This is a genomic window from Virgibacillus sp. W0430, assembly GCF_051846935.1.
In the GTDB taxonomy this organism is placed as follows: Bacteria; Bacillota; Bacilli; order Bacillales; family Amphibacillaceae; genus JBPYCR01.
Genome location: NZ_JBPYCS010000008.1, coordinates 90381 through 101422, shown reverse-complemented (window position 1 = coordinate 101422; position 11042 = coordinate 90381). Strand labels below are relative to the sequence as shown.

General features: G+C 38.2%; 12 protein-coding genes and 1 pseudogene. 6 read left to right on the top strand and 7 right to left on the bottom strand.

Going from position 1 to position 11042, the window contains the following annotated elements; all coding sequences use genetic code 11:
• Positions 1-62 precede the first annotated feature (62 nt).
• From ACLIBH_RS06530 to ACLIBH_RS06510, 5 genes are all read left to right on the top strand, one after another.
• Positions 63-1289: a NupC/NupG family nucleoside CNT transporter gene (locus tag ACLIBH_RS06530; RefSeq protein ID WP_439315897.1), complete on the top strand. Its 1227-nt coding sequence runs from the start codon at positions 63-65 to the stop codon at positions 1287-1289.
• 162 nt (positions 1290-1451) lie between these two features.
• A complete protein-coding gene (locus ACLIBH_RS06525) occupies positions 1452-2519 on the top strand; it encodes a s-methyl-5-thioribose-1-phosphate isomerase (protein ID WP_439315896.1) in 1068 nt (355 codons plus the stop codon).
• A 91-nt stretch (positions 2520-2610) separates the two neighbouring features.
• Positions 2611-3339, top strand: coding sequence for a GntR family transcriptional regulator (locus ACLIBH_RS06520; protein ID WP_439315901.1), 729 nt, complete (start codon positions 2611-2613; stop codon positions 3337-3339).
• Positions 3340-3350: 11 nt separating this feature from the next.
• Positions 3351-4652 (top strand): amidohydrolase, encoded by a 1302-nt coding sequence (locus ACLIBH_RS06515; protein ID WP_439315895.1) that lies wholly within the window; start codon positions 3351-3353, stop codon positions 4650-4652.
• Positions 4653-4726: 74 nt separating this feature from the next.
• A complete protein-coding gene (locus ACLIBH_RS06510) occupies positions 4727-5356 on the top strand; it encodes a class II aldolase/adducin family protein (protein ID WP_439315894.1) in 630 nt (209 codons plus the stop codon).
• A gap of 393 nt (positions 5357-5749) precedes the next feature.
• Here the strand turns inward: ACLIBH_RS06510 and ACLIBH_RS06505 are convergent.
• The 3 genes and pseudogenes from ACLIBH_RS06505 to ACLIBH_RS06495 form a co-directional block, all read right to left on the bottom strand.
• Positions 5750-5931: pseudogene (locus ACLIBH_RS06505) on the bottom strand (IS5/IS1182 family transposase); the annotation flags it as partial.
• 114 nt (positions 5932-6045) lie between these two features.
• Positions 6046-6192, bottom strand: coding sequence for a hypothetical protein (locus ACLIBH_RS06500; RefSeq protein WP_439315893.1), 147 nt, complete (start codon positions 6190-6192; stop codon positions 6046-6048).
• A 108-nt stretch (positions 6193-6300) separates the two neighbouring features.
• The gene (locus ACLIBH_RS06495) at positions 6301-7194 is read right to left on the bottom strand and encodes a DMT family transporter (protein ID WP_439315892.1); all 894 of its coding nucleotides are present in this window, start codon (positions 7192-7194) and stop codon (positions 6301-6303) included.
• 350 nt (positions 7195-7544) lie between these two features.
• Between ACLIBH_RS06495 and ACLIBH_RS06490 the strand changes: the two genes are divergently transcribed.
• Positions 7545-8222 carry an MgtC/SapB family protein gene (locus ACLIBH_RS06490; RefSeq protein ID WP_439315891.1) on the top strand — a complete coding sequence of 226 codons (678 nt, stop codon included), beginning with the start codon at positions 7545-7547 and terminating at the stop codon, positions 8220-8222.
• 69 nt (positions 8223-8291) lie between these two features.
• Here the strand turns inward: ACLIBH_RS06490 and ACLIBH_RS06485 are convergent, their stop codons facing one another.
• The 4 genes from ACLIBH_RS06485 to ACLIBH_RS06470 form a co-directional block, all read right to left on the bottom strand.
• Positions 8292-8924 carry a YczE/YyaS/YitT family protein gene (locus ACLIBH_RS06485; RefSeq protein WP_439315890.1) on the bottom strand — a complete coding sequence of 211 codons (633 nt, stop codon included), beginning with the start codon at positions 8922-8924 and terminating at the stop codon, positions 8292-8294.
• A gap of 472 nt (positions 8925-9396) precedes the next feature.
• Positions 9397-9711 carry a DMT family transporter gene (locus ACLIBH_RS06480; protein ID WP_439315889.1) on the bottom strand — a complete coding sequence of 105 codons (315 nt, stop codon included), beginning with the start codon at positions 9709-9711 and terminating at the stop codon, positions 9397-9399.
• Complete coding sequence (locus ACLIBH_RS06475; protein WP_439315888.1) at positions 9711-10061, bottom strand: DMT family transporter; 351 nt, start codon at positions 10059-10061, stop codon at positions 9711-9713. The genes ACLIBH_RS06480 and ACLIBH_RS06475 overlap by 1 nt, the downstream gene beginning before the upstream one ends.
• A gap of 94 nt (positions 10062-10155) precedes the next feature.
• Entirely contained in the window at positions 10156-10728 is a 573-nt protein-coding gene (locus ACLIBH_RS06470) for a TetR family transcriptional regulator (RefSeq protein WP_439315887.1), read from the bottom strand.
• Positions 10729-11042: the final 314 nt, after the last annotated feature.

The window sequence follows — 11042 nt, the reverse complement described above, 5'->3', positions numbered from 1 at the left end:
TACAAGATCCGTATGAAAGTAGTAAATACTATACGAAAAAGTAACATTAACGGAGGTTATGTATGAATTTAATAAATGTGTTATGGGGACTATTTGGAGTATTGGTTATTTGCGGTATTGCGTTTATATTTTCCAGTGATAAAAGAAAAGTAAGTCCACGATTAATTGGTAGTGCACTTTTGTTTGAAATTGTATTCGCTTGGTTTGTTTTGAATTCCAAAATCGGGACGATCATTTTAAAAGCAATTTCTGATTTTGTAAATGTCATTATTAGCTATGCAAACGAAGGAATTAACTTTGTTTTTGGTGGATTGTATACTGAGGAGTCAGGAATTACATTTGTTGTAGCGTTCAACGTACTCCCTATGATTATTTTCTTTGCATCATTAATTGCAATTTTATACTACTTAAATGTGATGCCGTTTATTTTTAAATACGTTGGTGGTTTCTTTTCGAAAATATTCACGTCTACTAAACGCGAATCGGTCGTAGCTGCAGCAAATATCTTTCTCGGACAAACAGAATCCCCTTTAGTCGTACGACCTTATCTGTCAAGGATGTCTGTGTCAGAGATTTTTGCAGTTATGACAGTTGGACTCGCTTCAGTGGCAGGTACAATGTTAGCCGCGTATTCCTTACTCGGTGTAAAACTGGAATATTTACTTGTAGCAAGTTTTATGGCTGCACCTTCAGGCTTAATCATTGCCAAGCTCTTTCATCCAGAAACGGAGGATGTGAAGGAAGACGAGCATATTGAAATTTCGAAAGAAAATGACGCATCAAATGTAATTGATGCTGCTTCTAAAGGCGCTGGAAATGGATTGCAAATTGCATTAATCGTTGGAGCGACGCTTGTTGCATTTGTTGCAATCATATATATGGTAAATGGCTTTATCGGATATGTGAGTGGCTGGTTTGGTGTGGAAACAAGCTTGCAACAACTATTAGGATATGTAATTGCTCCGCTCGCATTTGCGATTGGAATACCGTGGCAGGATGCCGTATTTGCAGGTTCATTGCTTGGAGAAAAGATCGTACTTACTGAATTTATCGCTTATATTAACTTTGTGAATGGATTGGATCAAGTGAGTGCAAAGACAGAAATGATTATTACGTTTGCCCTTTGTGGGTTTGCGAATTTCACTTCAATGGCAACTTTATCGAGTACGCTAAGCAGCTTGAATCCAGAAAGACGACCGCTGTTTATGAAACTGTCGTTTAAAAGTGTTATTGCAGGTGCTTTAGCTTCTATGCTAAGTGGCTCTATAGCTGGCATGTTTTTTGTATAAAAGCACACATTTTGAAAGTAGCACTATTTACCATGTCAACGGTGTAAAGAGAAATTCATTCGCCAATCACATGCAATTCTTGTCTGCAAGGGGGAATTCTTTTATAAGCCTTGCAGACTTCATTTTAAAAACGACCTAATAATTAGTAACGGAGGAATACGAATGACTGAACAGCATAATCAGACAGGACCGATGCTAGCTTACCTTAATAATACGGTTAAATACGATGAAGGTTCTGTTGTTTTACTAAATCGTCGTTTATATCCAGAAAAAACGACGTATGAAACATGTTCAACGTATGAAGATGTAGCTCGAGCGATTGAAGATATGACAATACAAGGCGCAATTGTTATCGCGATTGCAGCAGGATATGGCTTTGTTATTGGGCTGGAGGATAAAGGATCGCTTACAGGTACAGAATTACAGGCATATGCAAACGAAGTATATGATCGTCTACTAGCTACACGGCCAACAGGGCAACGGTTAAAAGTGATTCTTGATGCGTGCATGGAAACGGCGAAGGAAAAAATAAACGCTGGGGAAAATGGAGAGGCAGTAGCCCGAGCAGTGCATGACTTGATGGACAAAGAGACAGAAAAGGCGGATTATATTGCAATGCAATGTGGGAAAAACACCGCAAACTTATTAGAAGATGGGGACAAGGTCTTGACGCATTGCTTTGCGGATTCAGCTTTAATCCACATGCTGCTTGAAGCAAAAAAACAAGGGAAAACGATTGAAATGTATTGTACAGAGACACGACCATATTTTCAAGGTGCACGTCTTACTGCTCATTCAATTAAGGAAACAGGTACAAAGGTAACGCTTGTAACAGATAATATGCCAGGATTTTTAATGGAACAAGGCATGGTCACGAAATTAGTTACTGCATCAGACAAAATAACGCTTGAAGGACACATTTGTAATAAAATTGGTACGTATCAATATGCTGTTGTTGCACAGCATCATAACATTCCTTTTTATGTACTTGGTTATGAAGGGCCAGATGAGAATTCACCACATATCGATCAAATTGAAATTGAATTCCGTGATGAAGAGGAAATATTTTATGCAAGAGACGTGCGAACGGCGGTTGAAGGAATTCGTGGATTATACCCTTCATTTGACATTGTAACACCGAATTTTGTTGATGCTATTGTAACTTATAAAGGCGTATTTGCAGCACGTACGATTAAGGATCATATTCGAATGGAGAAGTCTTCGAATTAACATGCTCATTGCGACTCATTTAAGACGGTATCTTTATTAAAGAAGTGTAATGTGAAAAAGAGAACGTTAAGGGAAGGGGAGCGTGTACGTGATGCAAATAAAAAAACACCCATCACTTCCAGACAGAATTTATGAGAAGTTGGTAGAGCTTATTCAAAATGGGACTTGGCACGTAGGAGAGAGGTTAGCGTCAGAAAAAGAATTAGCAAGTTCATTGCACGTAAGCCGAACAGCCTTAAGGGAAGCCTTGCAACGGTTGGAGCTTGATGGATATATAGACCGCCGGCATGGTGTCGGAACATTTGTCCGAAACACGGAATCAAAGCTGATGGCAGGGCTTGAGGAACTTGAAAGTATGACCACCTTTATTAAAAAACGTGGGTTTCAGCTTGGAACAACCGATGTTAAGGTGGAGACGATCCCAGCTTCGAAGGAAATTGAAAAGTTTTTGCAGCTAAATCGTGGAGATCGAGTCACTTGTTTTGAAAGAGTGCGCACGGCTGATTCGAAAGCATTTGCTTTTGACATTGCAATCGCACCAGTAGAATTATTAGATGCCCCCTTTACAGCAAACACAAATTTTGAATCTATTTTTAATTATTTAGAAGAAGAAAAACAGACGCATATTACGCATTCAAATTGTACGATTTATGCAGAAAATGCAACCGTTGAAATCGCAAATAAATTAAATGTGACTCCAGGTGAATCCTTGCAAGTGTTAGAGCAAATCTATTTTGCAAAGGATGCACCATTATATTATGGGAAGAGTTATATTCGGACAGATTTGCTCCGATTTCACATTATAAGAAAGCGTAGATAGGGAGTGATCTCTTGAACTTAGATGCAAGTATTTTAATTACAAACACACATATCGTACCAATGACGAAAGAAGCAGATCGGATAGAAAATGGCTATATTTATATACAATCAGGGAAGATAGAAGCTGTAGGCGTTGGCGAATATCCAAAAGAATATACAGCAGCCGATAAAATAATTGATGGGGAAGGAATGATCGCTATTCCAGGGCTCATTAATGCGCATACCCATACACCGATGAGTATATTGCGCGGCTATGCGGATGATCTTCCTTTGATGAAATGGTTGAATGAAATTTGGGCTGTAGAGGATCGAATGACCCATGAGGATATGTATTGGGCATCCATGTTAAGCATGGCGGAGATGATTAAATCCGGTACAACGACATTTGCAGACATGTATTTTGGAATGCAACGGATCGCAACAGGTGTTGAACAATCTGGCTTACGAGCGATTTTAGCACAAGGGATTATCGAAGGGAAACAAAATACCGATGATCAGCTCGCTTCCTCCGTTTCACTTGTTTTAAATTGGCATAATGCTGCAAATGGCCGCATCCAAACGATGCTTTGTCCTCATGCGCCATATACGTGCTCACCAGAAACAATAAAAAAAATTATTGTCCAAGCGGAGCGATTGGATGTAGGGATTCATACACACTTGGCTGAAACAAGAGATGAATTGCGAATTATTTCCGAAAGGTATAATCGGACACCAATCAAATTGATGGAAGAAGTTGGCTTATTCTCTCGCCATGTTATTGCAGCTCATGGTGTACATTTGACACCTGAGGAAATTTTAATTTTAAAACAACGAAATGTTGGAATTATTCATAATCCAAAAAGCAATATGAAGCTTGCTAGTGGTGTGGCGCCAATTACTGACTTAGTAAAAGCAGACGTCGCAGTCGGGCTTGGAACGGATGGTTCAGCGAGCAACAATGTTTTAGATATGTTTGAAGAGATGCGATTTGCGAGTTTTCTCCAAAAAGTTACACTAGAAGACCCGACAGCTTTACCTGCCTATACGACGTTACAATTGGCAACAAGTCTAGGTGCTCAAGCAGTTGGATTAAACAAAGATATCGGTACGATTGAAATAGGAAAAAAAGCAGATATTACGTTAGTGGATTTACAAAGCACGCATACTACACCTGTCAATAATGTGGAGTCACAGCTCGTTTATGCTGCAAAAGCAGCAGACGTTGCCTATACGATTGTCGATGGGCAGGTGCTGTATGAAAATGGAAATCTACTTACAATCGACGAAGAAGCAGTGCGTTGGCATATAGCACAAATTAAAGAAAAGTTACTGTAATTAAAAAGCTGCTAGGTGCACATTTATTTCAATAAAGTGGTTGACGCTTAAGCATATAAACGAGGAGATAAAAAATGAGAGAAGAACTATTAAAATTTGCTAAAATGAGTTCAAAAAATGGGCTAACAGTAGGAACGGCAGGAAATGTTAGTGTTCGAAAAGGAGATATTATTTATATTACACCTTCAGCTTTACCATACGATGAAATGGAAATTGATGACGTGTTAGAAGTCGATGTCCATAGCGGAAAAGTTGTGAAAGGACATCGAAACCCTTCGTCTGAAACTTCCATGCACCGGTATATTTACGAAAAGGATGAACGAGTTGGTGCGATTGTGCACACCCATTCGACCTATGCGACTATTTTTGCTTGTGCAAATTTAGCAATTCCACCGGTACATTATACAATTGCTGACATTGGTCGAGAAGTGCCAGTTGCGCCATACGCCCGATACGGATCAGAAAAACTAGCACAATATGCAGTGGAGACGATTAATAAAGAGAAATGTAATGGAATTTTACTTGCTAACCATGGAGTTGTAGCTGTTGGAGAAACGTTGGCTGATGCATACCGCCGAGCGGAAGTGATTGAAGAAGTAGCACATCTTGCTTATGGTAGCTATAATTTGAAACGCGTACACCCTTTAACAGATGAAGCGTTGGACGAAGCATTGGAAGGCTTTAAAACTTACGTAAGTGGTTGATTATAAAATAGTGAAGGTGAACAATATTAAGAGAGCATATTATGAAGCGTATTGAACTGCATGCCTAATTGGAAGACTTATGTCTAACAATTAGGCTGTAATTCAATTCAAAAAGCTTTTTTTATTTGGAGCTATTTGAGTCAATTTCATAATTGCCATTTTAAAAAATGACAAAAGAACAGAATTTTAAAATCGACTTAAAAATGCTGTGTTCCATCCGAATCCACTCCGCTTTCCGCAGGCAATGCCTCAACTAATTTTAAACGTTTTTCCCAAAAACTTTTAAAATGGATTTTCGGCTGTTGCTATTCCTGCAGCAGTCTGCGTGGATCCGGATTCCACATAGACGAGTTGGTGTTGCTATGCAACCTCTGTTTCTTGGTAGAATGCTGTATGAATTCGTTCAACGGCTATACGTCGATTACAGATGATTTTCCAAGCTTTTGGAGCAATATGTCTTCGAAGATTTTTGGTGATCTCACCTTAAATACTTTTTGACAAATGCCTTCAGTAGCCAATGGACAATGGATACATTCCTTGGGGCTTGTGTATTTCAAGGTCTCGTATTCTCTTTCAGCCTTTTCTTTTCACCATTGTTCACGCTCTTCCTTTAGGTTACACCTACGTTTCTTAGGTTCAGATTTGGTTTTTTCCTTCTTTGGCGGAGCCTTCTTGTTACGTCCTTGTCCTTAGTCGCTTTTTTGATCTAAATATTCGTTAGGCTCATTTCCATCTTCTGCATGATTTTTAAAAGGGCTTTTACGGCCATTCCGATGTTCTCCGCTTTGTTCATTTTTCTTAAATTGGTTATTTCTCTTTTTACTATTGTTGCTCATTCGCTTCAGCTCCTCCATTGCCTTTGCTCATTAGTTTGGCAATTGCGTTGAAATTTATGCGAGCAATTTGAGACTGCTCATGTTTTATTTACAACTACTTTAATCCGTCTAACCTTGACTTGTAAGTGTGCCACACTTTTTTTCTCTTTTTTTATTCGTCCAATTTGCGAGAAATATTCCAATAAATATAAAGATACCGCCAACATAACCGAACCACTCTATTTTTTCATCTAGCAATATCCACCCGGATAACACACCAAACAGAGGCGCAAGAAATAAAAACGCACTTGTTTTGCCTGGGTCTCCTTTCTGCAATAAATAAAACCAAACTGCAAATTGAACGACAGAAGCCATAATTGCTAGCCATAGTAAAATGAAAATGGATAAAGGAACAATTTCAAAGAATGGTTTTTCAAATAGAAGACTACTTCCAAACAGAATAATGCCACCGAACAGCATTTGATAAGCAGTTAAAACCCACACATTGTACGAGTTACCCCACGTCTTAATAATTAATGTGCCAATTGCCCATGACACTGCGGAAAGAAAACCGAGTAAGGTCCCGACTTTTAACTCGACATGAGCGCCAAACGTAATAAATACCCCTATAAATCCGACAACCACTCCGATCCACTGCAACGCTTGATAGCGCAGCTTCAAAAAAAACGTTCCAAATAGGATGACGAGAAGTGGATTAATAAAAGTTAAGATGGACGATTCGCCAGCTGTTATTGTACGTAAGCTAACAAAAATGCAGCCCATAACACCAGCTGTTTGAAATAAGCCGATAATGAATATTTTGAGCCAATCTTTATATGTTTTTGGATGGGATTGTTTTGTTATGAAAACGATTATCGCCATAATAATTCCCGCTAATGTAAAGCGTAAAGCTACTAACAAAAGGGGAGATGCATATAGGAGTCCAATTTTTCCAATGGCAAATGCGGACCCCATTAAGGAAGTCGTTAAGATAACTAAAATCCCCAAATAAACTTTATTCATATGTTCCCCTTTCGGAATAACAAGTAAATGGTCTTTTTGCAACTATTCAATCGTATGATTCTATTGTAACGGAATGAGTTTTCCTTGTCAGTTGCCTATCCTTCCGATTAAAATGAATTCCATATAACAGCGTATGACTCGGGCAGTTGTTCCTAAACACTTCATTTTCGTTTACGTTGCTTGCACGTTGGATTGGAAGTGCAGCCCTTTGCTATACTTCATATTAACTCATTTGATTCAATTTCATTAAAACAGGGTATAAATTGGATAGCAAAAATAATGAAGCTACATGTCATACGTCCATCTTCTTAAGACCGTAAAGCCGAAATAGAATATAAAGGGGTGAAGGTGTGGAGGAAATCGTATTAAGATTTGGATTAGCAGCATTTCTAGGGATGATTATTGGCCTGGAGCGTGAATTAAAAAACAAACCACTTGGACTAAAGACGTGTATCGTTATTTCCGTAGCAAGCTGCTTATTGACAGTCGTTTCTATCGATGCGGCAAAACAGTTTGCAGATGCATCGGAAAACATCCGAACAGATCCTATGCGTTTGGCGGCACAGATTGTTAGTGGAATTGGATTTTTAGGCGCTGGAGTAATATTAAGGCGTGGCGGTCTGACCGTTTCTGGGCTTACAACTGCCGCAATAATATGGGCTGCCGCAGGGATTGGGATCGCAGTTGGTGGGGGATTTTATTTTGATGCAATTCTTGCAGCCGTATTTATTTTATTTAGCTTAAAGGTTTTACCTGCGATTATAGGCGTTATCGGCCCAAAGCGATTACGAGCCCGCGAGATGAAATTGACAATTTACGTTTCAAATAATGAAGAAATCGATCAAATAATTACACAGTTAAAACAAAAAAAGCTTGAAATAAAAAGTATGAAAATAGAAGACTTACCAGAAGGGAATTTCCAATTAGGGATCAATATTTTTACTGTGAAAGATTATTTAGCGACGGATATATATACTTATATCCATAAAATGAAAGGGGTGCAAAGTGCAAAGGTCGAAACCGTTTAAATGATTTATTACGCGTACAGAAGCTGCCCACTGTTATTTTGTTTACCTTCTAAATAACGTTTAAACAAATCAAGAAACGAATCGTTTTCTATCATTTATAGATCTATTCCGCAATCGTTGAAAGTAAGGCAAAAACAGACTTATAAACATTCCAGTAATTATTGCGTTAAGCAATGTACCGATCCCAATTGCTCCATTAAATAAAAAGGCAATAATGACAAGGGCAACATTAATAAGTGCTCGCGAATACGTAACATTTAAACCAGTTATATTCGAGACGATAAGCATAGAGCGATCCATCGGGTTTGGGGCAATTTCTGACTGTAAATAAATAGAAATTCCTAATCCAGTTAGTAAAAGGCTTGCTATTAAATATAACCATTGGCCAATTAATGTATGTGGAACAAAAGAGAGATTAAGCATAAACAACCAAAAATCAATACCAATTCCAGTAATTAAAGATGTAATTAAAGCAAAGTATTCCGGCTTTTTTCGTTCAGCTAGTGCATTGCATGCAATCATTGATGCTCCTACAACAATTTCCCAGCTACCTACGGAAAGGCCAAAAGTACGATATAAACCAACGAGTAGTGCATCAAAAGGAGATGTCCCAAGTTGTGATCCAATTGCGAGTGCGATACCTAACGTTAAAATAATCAACCCGGACAAATAATAGTAGATTCCAGCCTGTTGTAAGCGCAAACCTTTCTCCTCCCTTAACGTAGTCATATGTGCAAGTCTTGCTTTATTTCAATTTACTTTAAAATGCTTGTAGTCTAAGTTACGATGCATTTATTTCCATCTTACCGGACGGAAGTTGATTACTGTATCGTGTCGTTATAGAAATGAAATTGGATGCTGCTTATCGTACGATGGTGCGTTTCTATAGTTATCCCTTCTACTATAGCAAATAAAGGGTTGAAGATGGTATATTTTCGTTTATCCATTACTGAAAACAATCCGTATTAATCCTTTAGTCTAGTGCTAGTGGTTGTTATGAAATAGATAAGAATAGACTCGGAATGTTTATTCTTACGCACTTCCCTTGTCTATTCCTATTTACAGCTGAATTATTACTAATCGCTTTTAAGTGTGGTATCCCAGCTTTATGCTGCAACATGTTTTTCGGTCTGCATAGATCCGATTTATTGCTAGATCCATTATTAAAGATTTGTTATGAAAGTGCTTTTAAACCGGTCACTCCTGCAATGATCATCACTAAACTAACGATTCGAAACATGCTTTTCGATTCGCTAAAAAAAAGCATATTCATAATAACGGCACCAGCAGTCCCAAATCCAACATAAACAGAATATGCAACACTGACGAGCAAGTACGAAAACGACATATAAATAAAAGCAAATGAAACAGCGATACCTCCAAAATAGATGAATCCATTTCGTAAATTTCGGTCTGTGCTGTATAATCGCAGTCCGAGTACACCGACCATTTCACATGCTGAAGCGAGTGCAACAAATAACCAGCCCATTAAGCCATTTCTCCCTTCTTATCTGCGCTTGATCGGTTATCAGCAACATTTAAACCAATGACACCGATAATGATTAGCCCCATAAAAAGAATTTTACTATTTGTTAGTTGTTCATTGAAAATGAATACGTCCATTAATGCTGTTCCAATTGTTCCGGCCGCGGCAAATATGGCGTATACCGTTCCAGTTGGTAACGATTCGCATGCACGCGATAAAAAGTGTAGATCGAGTAGTATAAAAACTACGATTAGTGCCCAATGCCACCACGTACTTGCCACATTAAATCCAAAAATCCAAATGAGCTCAAAAAGACTTGTTAAGCCAACATAAATCCAGGCTTTATTTTTCATGTGTAAAATCCTTTCTGCACAAAATGACTGACATTCAGTCATTTTATTGAATGTATAGTTTGGTTGCTGCAATCGACCTCAAGCACAAAGTTGCTTATGAGGCTAAAGCATTCAAAATAAAATTTAAGACATCTTGTTTTTTTTGTTCCATTTCATCGTCATCTAATTCACTATATAAAAAGGATTGTTCAGCACCAGACTCAATAACGCCAATTAATAAAACAGCAGTACGATCTGTTGAAATAGTTGAACGTATGGCTTTCTGTTGAATTGCTTGTTCTAAAAAATTGCTCATCCACTTATAATAAGGGGCGTAAATAATTTCCCAGTCTTTTAAGTGTTCACTAGACGCCATTCCTGCAAGCATAAGCGAAAAAATTTCGCGGTTATTACTAGTAACTTGAAAAACAGCATGAATAATTTGTTCCAGTTGTTTCGGGAAGGGATCTGACGGTTCATATTGCTGTTGAATTTCTTTCAAGGTTTTTTCCATCATAACGGTTGCAATTGATGGCATCACAGCTAATTTAGAAGAAAAGTATAAATAAAAAGTACCTTGGGCAATTCCGGCCCCTTTTACAATGTCGGATACTTTCGTTTTTTCAATTCCCTTTTCACGAAAGACGGAAATTGCAGATGCAATAATTTTATCCTTTTTATTGTCCATTGGATTCTCCTCGGAATATGATGTAATTGAAACGGCATAATAAAATGACTGACTGTCATTCATTTTATTATGCCGTGTAAAAAAAGTCAACGGGAGTCGCTTTAATGAGTGCGTCACGTATTTGTTGGTGGCTATTTTAGAGCCATGAAAAAACACGCTGCGGGCGGTTATTGTCGCCGTTGGTATGCGTAAAATGTTTGTGGGGGAACAGATGCACGAATCTAACTAGATAATATGTAATCAATTTTACTTCGAACGATATACATGAATAACACGGTTGATTTTCACTGCAGATGGGTGCTTTCCGCGGGCAC